This is a genomic window from Streptomyces sp. JLYT201, from assembly GCF_059448825.1.
This window is the reverse complement of record NZ_CM182551.1, coordinates 8,383,764-8,398,710: the sequence shown is the minus strand read 5'-3', so window position 1 is coordinate 8,398,710 and position 14,947 is coordinate 8,383,764. Positions and strand designations below refer to the sequence as shown.

The following is a 14,947-nucleotide window of genomic DNA, read 5'->3' as shown; positions in this document are numbered from 1 at the left end:
CATCACTCAAAGGCGCTCAGAATGCCAGACGCTTCCCCGGTGTGCACCGTTGACCTCGGCGAAGTGCCCGGCGAAGGGCAGCGAGAGGACCATCGTGAGCCCCCCGCCGGGGGTGTCCTCCGGCGTGAGGGTGCCGTCCATCGCCTCGGCGAGGCCGCGGGACAGGGCCAGGCCGAGGCCGAGGCCCGTGGTGTTGTCGGTGTCGCCGAGCCGCTGGAAGGGCTCGAAGACGCGGTCGCGGTCGGCGGCCGGGAGGCCGGGGCCCCGGTCGACGACGCGCACCTCGACCCGGCCCGCGAGGGCGCTCGCGGTGACCAGGACCCGGCCGCCGGGCGGGGTGTGCCGGGCGGCGTTGTTGACGAGGTTGGCGAGGACGCGCTCCAGGAGCGGCGGGTCGGCGAGGACGGCGGGGATCTCCTCCAGGCCGCCGGTGTCCACGGGGCAGGCCACCGGCAGCGAGTCGAGGGCGGGCCCGAGGACCTCTTCGAGGGCGGTGGCGCGCAGTTCGAGGCGGAGCGCGCCCGCCTGGAGGCGGCTCATGTCGAGCAGGTTGTCGACGAGCCGGTTGAGGCGGGTCAGGGACTCCTCGGCGGTGGCGAGGAGCTCCTGCCGGTCCTGCTCGCAGAAGTCCAGGTCGGGGCTGCGCAGCGAGCCGATCGCGGCGAGGGCGGCGGCCAGCGGGGTGCGCAGGTCGTGGCCGACGGCCCGCAGCAGGGCCGTGCGCATCCGGTCGGCGGCCTTGACCGGCTCCACCTCGGCGACGGCCTCGGCGAGCCGGGCCCGCTCCACGGCGGCGCCGACGTGCGCGGCGAACGCGGCGAGCACGCGCCGGTCGGCGGCGGGCAGGGTGCGGCCGCGCAGCACCAGGTAGGCGTCGGTGCCCGCAGGCACGGCGGTCACCTGGTCGTCGGTGGTGTCGGGCGGCAGGTCGACGAGCTCGGCGGCGGCCACGCCGAAGGCCTCGCGGGCCCGTTCGAGGAGGGCGGGGACGGGCCGGCCGCCGCGCACGATGGTGCCCGCGAGCGCCGACATCGTCTCGGCCTCCGCGGTGGCGCGCGCCGAGCGCCGGGACAGGCGCAGCGAGCGGTCGACGACGGCGGCGACGGTGGCCGCGACGATCGCGAAGACCACGAGCGCGAGGACGCTGTTGGGATCGCCAAGGGTGAAGTGCCCGACGGGCGGCATGAACCAGTAGTTGAGCAGCAGCGACGCGGTCACGGACGCGACCACCGCCGAGGCCACGCCGCCGATGCAGGCCACGCCCACCACGGCGAGCAGGAAGAGCAGCGCCTCGCTGGTGAGGTTGAGGCGGTCGCGGGCGGCGTCCAGGTCGAGCAGGAAGGTCAGGGCGAGGGGCAGGAGCAGCCCCGCCACCGGGCCCGCGACGCGGCGCGGGCCCGACAGGGTGCGTCTGCGGGAAGGCAGGAGGGTGCCGTGCCCGGCGCGTTCGTGCGTGACGGTGTGGACGTCGATGGCCCCGGAGAGGGCCACGACGGTCTCGCCGGTGCCGCGCCCGGTGAGGAACCGCTCGAAGCGGCCGCGGCGACTGGAGCCGAGGACGAGCTGGGTGGCGTTCTCGGCGCGTGCGAACTCCACGAGGGCACCGGCCACGTCGTCGCCGACCACCGAGTGGTAGCTGCCGCCGAGGTCCTCCACCAGGCGCCGCTGGCGGGTCAGGGACGCGTGCGAGGTCCCGGCGGCGAGGCCGTCGCTGCGCGTGATGTGCACGGCGAGCAGTTCGCCGCCCGCCGAGCGGTCGGCGATGCGGGCGGCCCTGCGGACCAGGGTGTCGCCCTCGGGCCCGCCGGTGAGGCCGACGACGACGCGCTCGCGGGTCTCCCACACGCCGCCGATGCCGTGTTCGGAGCGGTAGGCCTGGAGGGTCTCGTCGACCCGGTCGGCCAGCCAGAGCAGGGCGAGCTGGCGCAGGGCCGTGAGGTTGCCGGGGCGGAAGGCGTGGGCGAGGGCCGCGTCGACGTCCTCGGGGGCGTGGATGTTGCCGTGCGCCATCCGGCGGCGCAGCGCCTCGGGGGCGACGTCGACGAGTTCGATCTGGTGGGCGCGGCGCACCACCTCGTCGGGCACGGTCTCGGCCTGCGGCACCTCGGTGATCTTCTCGACGACGTCGTTGAGGGACTCCATGTGCTGGATGTTGACCGTGGTCACGACGTCGATCCCGGCGGTGAGCAGCCGGTCGACGTCCTGCCAGCGCCGGGGGTTTCGGCCCGCGCCCGGCACGTTGGCGTGGGCCAGGTCGTCGACGAGGGCGACCTGGGGGCGGCGGGCGAGCAGCGCGTCCAGGTCGAGCTCGGTGAACTCGCCGCCCCGGCAGGAGCGGCGGGCGGGGTCGACGGCCGTCACGCCGCCGGCCCGCGCCTGCGCCAGCGCTGCCTCGGTGTGCGGCCGCCCGCGGCACTCCACGTAGCCGATGACGACGTCCGCGCCGCGGGCGGCCCTGCGGAGCCCTTCGTCGAGCATGCGGCAGGTCTTGCCGACCCCCGGTGCCGCTCCGAGGTAGATCTTCAGCTGTCCGGGTCGTCCGTCCGTCATCGCGCCGGTGTCAGAACCTCTCGGGGTAGAGCCGCGCGAGGACGAGGTACCCGACGAGGGCGGCGGCGATCAGAAGGCCCACCACGTTCTCGGCGCTCATGTGCCTCAACTCCCTGGCTTCCTGGGTGACTTCCCCCACCGAAGCGGGTGCCGGGGACTTCGGACACGGCCCTTGACGCATCCTTGGCAGCGGCCGCCGGGACGTTGACGCGGCCTTGACGACGGCCCCACCAGGGGGAACGCCTAGCGCAGGGACTCGATGGCGCGGGCCATGCTCTCGCTGCCGCGGCCCTCGGCCAGCTGCCGCTGGAAGACCTCGTGCAGCGGCAGGAGCAGGTCGACGCCGACGCCCTGCGCCCGGGTCGCGGTGAGGATGTTGGCGAGCCCGACGGCGTTGATGCCGATGTTCGACGTGTCCGTGCGGTAGTCGCCCGCGTCGATCTCGGCGGCGAAGCCGGGGAGCGCGCCGAGCGCCTCCTTCAGCCAGCGCACGAGGAGTACGGTGACCTCCGCCGCCTCGATCCCGGCGGAGCGGCCGACCGCGACGGTCTGGAAGAAGCCCGCGAACATCCCGTACATGCCGCTGAGCAGGGCCACGTCGTGCACCGGCGCGAGCCCGGCGTCGGCGCCGACGAACACCGGCGAGCCGAGCGGCTCCAGGAGCGGCCGGTACGCGGCGAAGGCGTCGGCGTCGCCGCTGTACAGGACGAAGGCCTCCGGCGTTCCGATGGTCTGCGGGATCGCGTACACCGCGCCGTCGACGTAGGCCGCGCCCCGCTCGGTGACCCAGGTGCCCAGCTCGCGGGCGGGGCCGGGGGTGCCCGACGTCAGGTTGACGACGGCGCGGCCCGCGAGGGCGTCGCCGACGGGGGTGAGCAGGTCGCGGACCGTCGTGTAGTCGAGGACGCAGACGACGACCAGCTCACTGGCCTCTACGGCGGCCTTCGGTGTGGGCGCCGCGGTGGCGCCCAGCGCGACGAGTGCGTCCGCCTTGCCCCGCGAGCGGTTCCAGACGGTGACCTGGTGGCCCTGGTCGAGGAAGGCGCGGGCGAGGACCTGGCCGAGGTTGCCGAGGCCGATGACGGTGACCGTGGCGGGGGGCGTGGGAGTGGCGGTGCTCATGGGATCGGCGGTGCTCATGGGGTCGCTCCGTGGTGAGGGGCCGGGCTCCTGGGCGCCGCGGCCTGTGTCGTCACCCTGCGGGCGGGCGCTGTCGGTCGGCTGTCGGTCCACTGCCGGTCCGGCTGCCGCCGGGGCCCGGGCGGTCGGGGGCAAGGGCCCGAGGGGGGCGGGGGGCCGGGGACCGGGGAGCCGGGGGGCGGGAGCCGGGGGGTCGTTCACCTGGCGCGTTATCGTCGTCCGCATGCGATTCGGGGTGCTCGGTCCGCTGGCCGTGTGGACGACGGACGGCGCGGCCGTCACCGTGCCGGGCGCCAAGGTCCGTGCGCTGCTCGCCCAGTTGCTCGTGCACCCCGGGCGGCCCGTCTCCGCCGAGCGGCTCATCGACGGGCTGTGGGGCGAGGCGCTGCCGGAGCACCCGGCCAACGCCCTCCAGGGGAAGGTGTCCCGGCTGCGCCGGGCCCTGGACGAGGCCGGTCCCGGCGGCCGTGACCTGGTCGCGTCGGGGCCCGCCGGGTACGCGCTGCGGGTCGAGTCCGACGACGTGGACGCGGCCCGGTTCACGGCCCTGGTCGAGCGGGCGCGCGCCGCCGGGGAGCCGCGCGAGCGGGCCCGCCTGCTCGCGGACGCGCTCGGCCTCTGGCGCGGCGAGGCGTTCGCCGACTTCGCCGGTGAGGCGTTCGCGCGGGGCGCGGCGGAGCGGCTGGACGAGGCCCGGCTCACCGCGCGGGAGGAGCACGCCGAGGCGCGCCTCGACAGCGGCGAGCACGGGCAGCTGGCCGCGGACCTCGCCGACCTGGTCGTACGCCATCCCGCGCGGGAGCGGCTGCGGGCGGCGCAGCTGCGGGCGCTGTACCGCTCGGGCCGCCAGACGGAGGCGCTCGCCGCGTACGAGGACCTGCGGCGTCGCCTCGCCGAGGACCTCGGGCTCGCGCCGGGTCCGGAACTGGCCGCGCTGCACGGGGCGATCCTGCGCCAGGACCCGTCGCTCGACGGGCCGTCCCCGCCGCCCGGCGGGCCCGCGCGCCGCGGCCGTCCGCCGACCGCCGCCCCGGGCGTGCGCTCCAACCTCCCCGCCCCGGTGTCCGGCCTCGTCGGCCGGGACGACGCCGTGCCGGGAGTACGTCGGCTGCTCGGCGCCACGCGTCTGGTGACGCTCACCGGCCCCGGCGGCGTGGGCAAGACGCGGCTCGCGGTGGCCGCGGCGCACGGGCTCGTGCCCGCGTTCCCCGACGGGGTGTGGCTCGTGGAACTCGCGGGCGTCGACGCGGGCCGCGACCGGGCGGAGGCCGCCGTCGCGGAGGCCGTGGCGCGGGTCCTCGGGCTGCACGAGGAGCCGGAGGCGGGCCCGCAGCGGGACGCCGTGGCCCGCCTGACGGACGCGCTGCGCGCCCGGCGGCTGCTCCTCGTGCTCGACAACTGCGAGCACGTGGTGGACGCCGTGGCCGCCCTCGCCGCCGGGCTGCTGCGCGCGGCGCCGGACCTCACCGTCCTCGCTACCAGCCAGGAGCCGCTCGACGTGAGCGGCGAGCGGGTGTGGCCGGTGCCGCCGCTGGAACTGGGCGGCGCCATGGAGCTGTTCGTCCAGCGGGCCGGGCTCGGGCCCGGCACGGCGGCGCTCGGCGCGGACGACACGGAGGCCGTCGCCGAGCTGTGCGTACGGCTCGACGGGCTGCCGCTGGCCCTCGAACTCGCGGCGGCCCGGGTCCGCACGATGGGGGTGCACGGTCTGCTCGCCCGGATCGACGACCGGTTCGCGCTGCTGCGCCGGGGCCTGCGCGACGCCCCGGCCCGGCAGCGCACGCTCCGCGCGGTGATCGACTGGAGCTGGTCGCTCCTGAGCGGGCCCGAGCGCACGGTGCTGCGCAGGCTCGCCGTGCACGACGGCTGCGGCCCGGCCGCGGCCGAGGCCGTCGGCGCGGGCGGCGCGGTGCGCCCCGCGGACGTCCTCGACCTGCTCGCGCGGCTCGTGGACCGCTCGCTCGTGGTCGCGTCCGACCGCCCGGACGGGCCGCGCTACTGCCTCCTGGAGTCCGTACGGGCTTACGGGGCCGAGCAGTTGCGGGAGGCGGGCGAGGCCGAGGAGGTGCGCGAGCGGCACAGCGCCCACTACGCCGCGCTCGCCGAGCGCGGCGGCGCGGCGCTGCGCGGCCCGGAGCAGCGGCGGTGGCTGGAACGGCTCGACGAGGAGAGCGGCAACCTGCGCCGCGCCCTGGACGCGGCGGTCGGGCACGGGGCTGTGGAGCGGGCGCTGCGGATGGTGAACGCCCTCGCCTGGTACTGGGTGCTGCGGGGCAGGGTCGCCGAGGCGCGCCGCTCCCTGGACGCGGCCCTGGCGCTCGCGCCCACCGCCACGGGGCTCCCGCCGGGGGCGGCGGCCGCGCGGGCGCTCGCCCTCGCCTGGCGCACCGGCATCGCCCTGCGGGAGGGCGACGAGGGGTTCACCGACGCGTGCACCGGGACCGGGACCGACACGGACGGCGCGGCCTTTGCCGCGGCCGGTCCGCCGACGGCCGCGCACCCGGACTTCGAGCCGCTCCTCGCCGCCGTCCTGGAGGCGTACCGACACGTCGACGATCCGTCGGGGCGGGCCACCGCGCTGTGGATCCTCGGCTCCGCGCAGCTCGGCGCGGGCGCCGTGCGCACCGGGGAGCGCCTGGTGAACGAGGCGCTCGACGCCTTCGAGGCGCTCGGCGACCGCTGGGGCACCGCCGCCGCGCTCAGCGTGCGGGCCCGGCACGCGATGGCGCGCGGCGACCTGGCGGCGGTGCGGCGCGACAGCGAGCGCAGCGCGCGGCTCTTCCGTGAACTCGGCGACGCCCTGGGGCAGTTGCAGACCGTGTTCCCGCTGGCCACGCTCAGCGAGATCGCGGGGGACCACGCCGAGGCCGCCCGGCTGCACCACGAGGGGCTGCTCGTCGCGGAGCGGCTCGGGCTGTGGGCGGAGGCCTCCAAGCGGCTGTCCGGGCGTGGTCGGATCGCGCTGCTCACCGGGGACCTGGCCGGGGCGCGCGCCGATCACGAGCGGGCCCTGAAGCTGGCGCGCGACCACAGCTTCCGCTCCGGCGAGATCGACGCCCTGATCGGCCTCGGGCTCGGCGCCCGCAGGGAGGGCGACCTGGACGGCGCCGAGCGGCACATGCGCGCGCTCCTCGCGTGGTTCCGCAAGGCCGACTACGGCCCCGGCGTGACGCTCGCCCTCGCCGAGCTCGGCTTCGTGGCGGAGCTGCGCGGCGACGCGGCGGCGGCCCGGGCGCTGCACGCGGACGGGTTCGCGGCGGCGCTGCCCCTCGGCGACCCGAGGGCGCTGGCCCTCGCCCTGGAGGGCCTCGCGGGGGCCGAGGCGGCCGCGGGCGCGCACGGCACGGCGGCGACGCTGCTCGGCGCGGCCTCGGCGGCCCGCGCCTCGGTGGGTGCGCCGCTGCCCGATGCCGAGCGCGGGGACGTGGACCGCGTGCAGGCGGCGGCCCGCGCCCGCCTCGGCGCACAGTCGTACACAACCGCTTTCGAGCAAGGGCAGCGGCTGAGCCCGGTGGCGGCACGCGCCGTCGTGGCCTCGCCCTCACCCGTTTGACCTGGGGCGATGCCGCTTCCCGCCCCTGCTTCAGCGTCCGCCGCAGGCGTCCCGCGCGCTCCGTGTGCCCCGCTGATTACCGGGTGGGGCCCGGCCGGTCAAGCACCGGTTTCCGGTCGAAGCCCACGTTGCAAAAAACGACCGACCGCTCATTTTCGCAGGTCAGAGGGTTGTTTTGGGTTATACCACCAGTGTCAAAACGGCGCGCCGCAAGATGAGTGGGCGCGCTCCCGCGTACGTTGAGCTGCCCGAATGACCACGTGCGCCTCGCTCAGCGGACGCCTGCATCCGGAAATCGACCATCAGTTTGCTGCTTACTCAGCGCACTTGCCAGACTCCTCAACGCAATCGCCGCTACGGCACGCAACCCGTCCGTAACGCGCAGCAGTATCGGTACGCAACATCCATTCTCGTACCACTCACCCGCAGTTGAAGGAGCATTACAGTGCGTCACCTCCTCAAGACCGTGAGCACGGCAGCTGCCGTGGCCGCCGGCGTCCTGACCGTTTCGGCGGTCACGACGGGCGCGGCCCAGGCCGCCACGCCGAAGCCGATGGGCCTGTACGCGCCCTCGGACCTGGTGCTCACCGTCGGCCAGGGCGAAGACGCCGCCACGGCCACGGTGCAGCGCGCGGTCACCCTGACGTGTGCGCCGAAGGCCTCGGGCACCCACCCGGCGCCGCGTGCCGCCTGCGCGGAGGCCGCCGCCGTGGGCGCGCGGTTCGACGCGCTCGTGAACAAGGAGCCCAAGGCCTTGTGTACCAAGGAGTGGAACCCGGTCGTCGTCTCCGTGAGCGGCGTCTGGCAGGGCAAGCACGTCGCCTGGACGACCACGTTCGGCAACCCCTGCACGAAGGACGCGGCGCTCGCCGAGGGGGCGCTCCTGAACTTCTGACGGTCCGTCCCCCAAGACCCCTCGGCCACCTTTCGTGGGGGGAGGCAGCCGAGGCCCGCGGCCCCCGATGTCCCGAGCATCGGGGGCCGCACACTGCCGCCTTGAGGCAGGACGCGGGCGTACGGGAAGAGTTCGCGGGTCCGGCCGGTTGGCACCAACCGGACCGGCATCCGGCCGGCCCGTACGCCCTTGCCGAAGGAGCCCCCATGAGCCCCGCGGACGACCACACCCTCGACGGCGAGTACGCCCCCAACACCTGGGACTGGGTGGCGGAGCACGTCGACCGCTACGAGTCCAGCGGCGGTCTGGACGGCACCCTCCTGAACGGCTACCCCACCGTCGTCCTCACCACGAGGGGCGCCCGGTCCGGGAAGATCCGCAAGACCCCGGTGATCCGCGTCTCCGACGGCGAGCGCTATGCCGCCGTGGGCTCCGTCGGCGGCGCGCCCAAGCACCCCGCCTGGTACCACAACGTGCTCGCCCACCCCCGCGTGCGGCTCCAGGACGGCCCCGCGATCAGGACGTACGAGGCGCGCGTCGCCGAGGGCGAGGAACGCGCCGCCTGGTGGGCGCGGGCCGTGGAGACCTTCCCCCAGTACGCCGAGTACCAGAAGCAGACCGAGCGGGTGCTGCCCGTGGTGGTCCTGGAGCCGGTGGCGGAGGACGCGTGAGCCGTCCCGGCGCCGGTCCGGTCGTCCCCGAGCCGCTCGACACCGACCGGCTCACCCTGGAGCCCCTCGGTTCCGCGCACGCCGAGGAGATGGCCCCCGTCCTCGCCGACCCGGCACTGCACGCGTTCACCGGCGGGGCCCCGGACGACCTGCCCGCCCTGCGCGCCCGGTACGCGCGCATGCTCGCCGGGCCGCCCGAGCCCGGGGTCTCCTGGTGCAACTGGGTCGTTCGCGTCCGGGCCGACGGGCGTCTCGCGGGCACCGTGCAGGCCACCGTCACCCCCGACGGCGCCGACGGGCTGACCGCCGAGGTCGCGTGGGTGGTGGGCACGCCGTGGCAGGGGCGCGGCATCGCCACGGAGGCGGCGCGGGCCCTCGTCACCTGGCTGTTCGGGCACCCCCGGGTGACCTCGGTGAGCGCGCACGTCCACCCCGATCACCTCGCGTCCGCCGCCGTCGCCCGCGCCGCCGGGCTCGCCCCCACCGCCGAACGACAGGCCGGCGAGGTCAAGTGGCAGCTCGTGCGAGAGCCTTGAGGGGTCAAGGACACCGACCCGCCCCACACCCCGGGGCGGGTATGACGGATGATCGTGGCAGCCACACCACAGAGCTGCACACAGCACCGCAAACGCAGAGAGGAACCACCCCATGGATGACCGCTTCGACGTCGTCGTGCTCGGAGCAGGACCCGGCGGTTACGTGGCCGCCATCCGCGCCGCCCAGCTGGGCAAGCGGGTAGCGGTCGTGGAGGAGAAGTACTGGGGCGGCGTCTGCCTCAACGTCGGCTGCATCCCGACGAAGGCCCTCCTGCGCAACGCCGAGCTCGCCCACCTGTTCACGCACGAGGCCAAGACGTACGGCATCAAGGTCGACGGCGAGGTGTCCTTCGACTACGGCGAGGCGTTCCGGCGCAGCCGCACGGTCGCGGACGGCCGCGTCAAGGGCGTCCACTTCCTGATGAAGAAGAACAAGATCACGGAGTTCGACGGCCGGGGCACCTTCCTGGACGCCAACACCCTCCAGGTGGCCAAGTCGGACGGCACGACCACCACGATCGGCTTCGACAACTGCATCATCGCCACCGGTGCCACCCCGAAGCTGCTGCCCGGCACGCGCCGCAGCGACCGCGTGGTCACGTACGAGGAGCAGATCCTCGCCGACGAGCTGCCGGGCTCCGTGGTGATCGCGGGCGCGGGCGCGATCGGCATCGAGTTCGCCTACGTCCTGCACAACTACGGCGTGAAGGTCACGATCGTCGAGTTCCTGGACCGCGTCGCCCCGCTGGAGGACGCGGACGTCTCCAAGGAGCTGGCCAAGCAGTACCGCAAGCTCGGCATCGACGTACTGACCTCCACCCGCGTGGAGTCCATCGACGAGTCGGGCCCGCAGGTCCGCGTGACCGTCACCGCCAAGGACGGCAAGCAGCAGGTCCTGGAGGCCGACAAGGTGCTCCAGGCCATCGGCTTCGCGCCGAACGTCACGGGCTACGGCCTGGAGGCGACCGGCGTGGCGCTCACCGAGCGCGGCGCCATCGACGTCGACGGCCGCTGCCGTACGAACGTGCCGCACATCTACGCCATCGGCGACGTGACCGCCAAGCTGATGCTCGCCCACACCGCCGAGTCCATGGGCGTCGTGGCGGCCGAGACCATCGGGGACGCCGAGACGATGGAGCTCGACTACCCGATGATCCCGCGCGCCACCTACTCGCAGCCGCAGATCGCGAGCTTCGGCTGGACGGAGGCGCAGGCCAAGGAGAAGGGCTTCGACGTCAAGGTCGCCAAGTTCCCGTTCCAGGCGAACGGCAAGGCGCACGGCCTCGGCGACACCGTCGGCTTCGTGAAGATCATCAGCGATGCCAAGTACGGCGAGATCATCGGCGCCCACCTCATCGGCCCGGACGTGACGGAGCTGCTTCCCGAGCTGACCCTGGCCCAGCAGTGGGACCTCACGGTGCACGAGGTGGCCCGCAACGTGCACGCCCACCCGACCCTGGGCGAAGCCGTCAAGGAGGCCGTGCACGGCCTCGCCGGACACATGATCAACTTCTGAGTCCGCGGCTGCGCTTCCCGCGCTTCCCGGGGCCGCCGCCGCGGTCCCGGGAAGGCCGTCCCGAGTGGCGGGCCCGCATGGTCCGGCCGATGCTGGGCAGGATGTGATGTGCCTCGGGGGCGAGGAGAGGCAGTGATTCATGTTCTCTGCACTGGGCCGTTTCGTGGTCCGCCGCCCCTGGTGGGTGATCCTCGCCTGGGTCGTCGCGGCGGCCGCCGTGATCTCGCTGGCACCGAAGCTCACCTCCAGCACCGACGAAGCCAGCTTCCTGCCGGATCATTACGAATCCATCCGCGCCTCCGACCTCCAGGAACGGGACTTCCCGCAACAGGAGAACATCGGCGCGATCATCGTCTTCCAGCGCTCCGACGGCGGGCGGCTGACCCCCGCCGACTCCACCGCGGTCACCCGGGTGTCGAAGGACCTGGAAGCGAAGAAGATCAAGGAAGTCCAGGCCGTCGCGCCCGGTGAGGTGTCGCCCAACAAGCGCGTCCAGACCTCCGTCGTGGCCATGCCGAAGATCACCAACCCCGAGGACACCCAGCAGCAGGACGCCGTCGAACAGCTCCGCAAGGACCTCAAGGGGGAGCTGAAGGGCACCGGCCTCGACGCGGGCATCACCGGCTCGGCGGCGCAGGCCCTCGACGAGAGCGACGCGTCCGAGCGCGCGGGCCTGCTCGTGGGCGCCGGCACGATCGTCATCATCATCGTGCTGCTGCTCGTGATCTTCCGCAGCCCCATCATCGCGCTGCTGCCGGTCGTCCTGATCGGGCTGATCTCGCCGATGGCGACGGGCCTGATCGCCTGGGCCAACGAGGCCTTCGACATGAAGGCCGACTCGTCCGTCCAGGAACTGCTCACCGTCGTCCTGTTCGGCGTCGGCACGGACTACATCCTGTTCCTGCTCTTCCGCTACCGCGAGGCGCTGCGCGCGGGCGAGGACGCCAAGGGCGCCATGGTGCACGCCGTGGAGCGGGTCGGCGAGGCCATCACCTCGGCGGCGGGCGCCGTCATCGTCGCGTTCGCCGCGCTCACGCTCTCCTCCCTCGGCATGCTGCGCTCCATGGGCCCCGCCCTCGCGATCGCCGTGTTCCTGACCCTGCTCGCCGGGCTCTCCCTGGTCCCGGCCGTGGTGTCGCTGCTCGGTACGAAGGTCTTCTGGCCCTCGAAGTCCTGGCAGCGCGAGCCGCAGGGCACGGGCTTCGCCCGGCTCGGCACCTCCATCGCCCGCAAGCCCGCCGTGTGGACGGTCGTCTCGGCCCTCTTCATGGGCGCGCTCGCGCTCGGCGCGCTCGGCTACAAGGCCAACTTCGACCTGGCCGGGTCCTCGCTCCCCAAGGACAAGGAGTCGGTCGTCTGGCAGGACAACCTGGAGAAGGGCTTCCCCGCGGGCACCACCGACCCGACGTTCGTGTATCTCACGTCGACCGGTGACGGGCCGCTGCCCGAGGGCCGGCCGGCCGCGTTCCGCAAGCGGTTGGAGTCCGTCGACGGCGTGGGCTCGGTGGCCGCGCCGAAGGTCAGCAAGGACGGCACGACCGCGTCGTACTCGGTGGTGCTCGCCGACCCGCCCGCCTCCGAGAAGGCGCTCGGCACCATCAAGGACGAGCTGCGGCCCGCCGCCCACGCCGACGCGCCACAGGGCACCAAGGCGCTGGTCGGCGGCATCACGGCCGTGTACGTCGACATCAACAAGGCCGTGGACCGCGACTACTCGGTCGTCTTCCCGGTGGCCGCGATCGCCATCATGGTCATCCTCGGGCTGCTGCTGCGCAGCCTGGTGGCGCCGTGGTACCTGATGCTGTCGGTCGCACTCGGGTTCGGCGCGACGCTGGGCGCGACATCGCTCCTCTTCCAGCAGATCGGCAGCCAGCCCGGCCTGATGTTCATGCTGCCCGTGATCATGTACTTGTTCGTGGTCGCGCTCGGCACGGACTACAACATCCTCATGGTCTCGCGGCTGCGCGAGGAGGCCCGCGAGGGCCGCGGCCCGCACGAGGCGGCGGGCGTCGCGGTCCGGCACTCGGGTCCGACCATCGGCTCGGCCGGTGTGATCCTCGCGGGCACGTTCGCCACGCTGATGCTCGCGGGCAACTCGACGCTCTCCCAGATGGGTTTCTCCCTGTCCTTCGGCATCGCGGTCGCCGCGTTCGTCATGGCGATGCTGTTCACCCCCGCCCTGACGGCCCTCATCGGGCACGCGGCGTGGTGGCCGGGCCACGGCGACCGGGCCCCCGGTGCCGGGGCGGACGAACGGGGTCGCACACGGGAGGAGTCACGGCACTGAGCGCCGCGCGGAGGGGAGTTGCCGCCCGGAGGAGGTTGCCCAGGGGAGTTGCCGACCGGAGGGGTGTTGCCGGGGAGTCGCCGCCCGGAGGGGAGTCGTGCGCCGACCACCGCCCGGCGGCGGCGCGTGCCGCGCATACTGACGTCATGGGATTCGCCGTCTTGATGACCCTGCCCGGCCTCGTCATCGCCCTGACCGTCGTGGCCTTCGTGGACCAACTGCTGCTCCGCGCCGGGCGCGCGGGGCTGCTGCCCTGGCGGAACAGCGCCCGCCAGGGCCAGATATCGGCGACCGGCTTCGAGCAGCTCCACGCCAGCTTCTCGCCCGGCAAGCAGAACGAGCTGAAGGAGCGCCAGTCCTCCCTCGTGATGCGCGACGACGAGGAGGACGGCGCCCCGCCGCACCGCACCGCGGTGGACCTGGACGGCGGCGTCGCGACGGTCCGGCTGCCGCGCCCCGGCCGGTAGCCGGGCCCGGCCTCAGGTCCCGTCGGCCCGGGCGGCGCGGCCCCCGCGGGTGCGGCCGATGCCCGTCGCCGTGGCGGACAGGGCCACGGCCACCACGCACGCCCCCACGGTCAGGCACACGGCCCGGACGCCCCACGCCCCGGCCGCCGCGGTGACGGCGGCGGCACCGGCCGGGCCGAGGGCGCTGTGGAGGGTCCAGAAGGACGAGGTGACCCGGCCCAGGAGATGACTGGGCGTCACTTCCTGGCGCAGGGACATGGAGTTGATCCCCGCGACGCCGGTGCAGAAGAGCACCACGGCCGCGAGCACCGCCACCAGCGGCACGCTTCCGGTGAGCCCCAGGCAGGCCACGGCGGTCCCGGCGAGCAGGTGGACGCCGATCCAGCTCACGCCGAACCCGAGGCGCCGGCGCAGCCGGTCGACGGCGAACGACGCGCCGAGCGTCCCGAGCGTCCCGGCCGCCAGCACAGAGCCGACCGTGCTGTCGCCGTGCCCGAGGCCGTGCTTGACGTAGTAGACGATGACGTCGGTCAGGCCGTAGGTGAGGAACGTGAGCAGCGCCAGGAGCACGGTCAGCGGCCGCAGCACCGGGTGCTCCCACAGGAAGCGGGCCCCGGCGAGGAACTCCCGCCGGACACCGCCCCGTTCCTCCGGTTCGCCCCGTCCGCCCCGCTCGTCGCGCCCCTCCGCCTCGTCGGGTGACGGCATCGGCCGTATGCGGACGAAGAGGATGCCGACCGCCGATACCGCGAACGTCGCGGCGTCGATGCCGAGCGCCGCGGCGGGCCCGAACGCGGCCGCGACGAGCCCGGCGAGCATCGGCCCGCCCGCGCTCGCGATGGCGTACGCGCCGAACAGATGGCTGTTGGCCTTGAGGATCCGGCCGGGCCCCACGATGGCGGGCACCACCGTCACATACGTCACCTGGAAGAGCATCGCGAAGGCCCCGGCGACCGGCACGACCGCGTAGACCAGCCACAGCGGCGTCGCGAACAGCCACACGAGCGGCACCATGCCGAAGAGCACGCAGCGCGCGACGTCGGTGAGCACCAACAGGCGGCGCCGGTTCACCCGGTCGGCGACGACGCCCGCGAAGAGGCCCGTGACGATCGAGGCCAGGCCCGTGAGCCCGGTGACGAGTCCCATCTGCGCCACGGAGCCGGTGCGGTGCAGCACGAGCAGCGGGATCGCCACGTGCGAGAAGGAGTCGCCGAGCGCGGACAGGCCCTGGAGGGCGAGGAAGAGGCGGTAGTTGGGGTCCGCCCACAGGGAGGCCGGACCGGGGCTCGACGTCCGTGCCGCGCGCCGTGAGGTGTCCCGCCCCGCCATGCG

The 14,947-nt window shown here is 74.3% G+C and carries 11 protein-coding genes; 7 read left to right on the top strand and 4 right to left on the bottom strand.

Going from position 1 to position 14,947, the window contains the following annotated elements; translation table 11 throughout:
• Positions 1-6: 6 nt before the first annotated feature.
• From AC5WAM_RS35870 to AC5WAM_RS35860, 3 genes are all read right to left on the bottom strand, one after another.
• Positions 7-2,550 (bottom strand): ATP-binding protein, encoded by a 2,544-nt coding sequence (locus tag AC5WAM_RS35870; protein ID WP_495520056.1) that lies wholly within the window; start codon positions 2,548-2,550, stop codon positions 7-9.
• 10 nt (positions 2,551-2,560) lie between these two features.
• Positions 2,561-2,650: a K(+)-transporting ATPase subunit F gene (kdpF, locus tag AC5WAM_RS35865; protein ID WP_037825521.1), complete on the bottom strand. Its 90-nt coding sequence runs from the start codon at positions 2,648-2,650 to the stop codon at positions 2,561-2,563.
• Between the two features lie 143 nt (positions 2,651-2,793).
• Positions 2,794-3,690: an NAD(P)-dependent oxidoreductase gene (locus AC5WAM_RS35860; RefSeq protein WP_495520055.1), complete on the bottom strand. Its 897-nt coding sequence runs from the start codon at positions 3,688-3,690 to the stop codon at positions 2,794-2,796.
• A gap of 223 nt (positions 3,691-3,913) precedes the next feature.
• Here AC5WAM_RS35860 and AC5WAM_RS35855 point away from each other — a divergent pair, with 223 nt between their 5' ends.
• From AC5WAM_RS35855 to AC5WAM_RS35825, 7 genes are all read left to right on the top strand, one after another.
• Positions 3,914-7,243 carry an AfsR/SARP family transcriptional regulator gene (locus AC5WAM_RS35855; protein ID WP_495520054.1) on the top strand — a complete coding sequence of 1,110 codons (3,330 nt, stop codon included), beginning with the start codon at positions 3,914-3,916 and terminating at the stop codon, positions 7,241-7,243.
• A 445-nt stretch (positions 7,244-7,688) separates the two neighbouring features.
• Complete coding sequence (locus AC5WAM_RS35850) at positions 7,689-8,138, top strand: SSI family serine proteinase inhibitor (RefSeq protein WP_366796119.1); 450 nt, start codon at positions 7,689-7,691, stop codon at positions 8,136-8,138.
• A gap of 206 nt (positions 8,139-8,344) precedes the next feature.
• On the top strand, positions 8,345-8,809 hold the full coding sequence (locus tag AC5WAM_RS35845; RefSeq protein ID WP_495520053.1) for a nitroreductase family deazaflavin-dependent oxidoreductase: 465 nt from the start codon (positions 8,345-8,347) through the stop codon (positions 8,807-8,809).
• The gene (locus tag AC5WAM_RS35840) at positions 8,806-9,345 is read left to right on the top strand and encodes a GNAT family N-acetyltransferase (protein ID WP_495520052.1); all 540 of its coding nucleotides are present in this window, start codon (positions 8,806-8,808) and stop codon (positions 9,343-9,345) included. The genes AC5WAM_RS35845 and AC5WAM_RS35840 overlap by 4 nt, the downstream gene beginning before the upstream one ends.
• A gap of 112 nt (positions 9,346-9,457) precedes the next feature.
• Positions 9,458-10,861, top strand: a complete 1,404-nt coding sequence (gene lpdA / locus AC5WAM_RS35835) for a dihydrolipoyl dehydrogenase (protein ID WP_366796122.1) — start codon at positions 9,458-9,460, stop codon at positions 10,859-10,861.
• Between the two features lie 139 nt (positions 10,862-11,000).
• Positions 11,001-13,148 (top strand): MMPL family transporter, encoded by a 2,148-nt coding sequence (locus AC5WAM_RS35830; RefSeq protein WP_495520051.1) that lies wholly within the window; start codon positions 11,001-11,003, stop codon positions 13,146-13,148.
• A 146-nt stretch (positions 13,149-13,294) separates the two neighbouring features.
• Positions 13,295-13,615: a DUF6191 domain-containing protein gene (locus tag AC5WAM_RS35825; protein ID WP_366796124.1), complete on the top strand. Its 321-nt coding sequence runs from the start codon at positions 13,295-13,297 to the stop codon at positions 13,613-13,615.
• A gap of 12 nt (positions 13,616-13,627) precedes the next feature.
• Here AC5WAM_RS35825 and AC5WAM_RS35820 read toward each other — a convergent pair whose 3' ends face one another.
• The gene (locus tag AC5WAM_RS35820; protein WP_495520050.1) at positions 13,628-14,944 is read right to left on the bottom strand and encodes an MFS transporter; all 1,317 of its coding nucleotides are present in this window, start codon (positions 14,942-14,944) and stop codon (positions 13,628-13,630) included.
• Positions 14,945-14,947 lie beyond the last annotated feature (3 nt).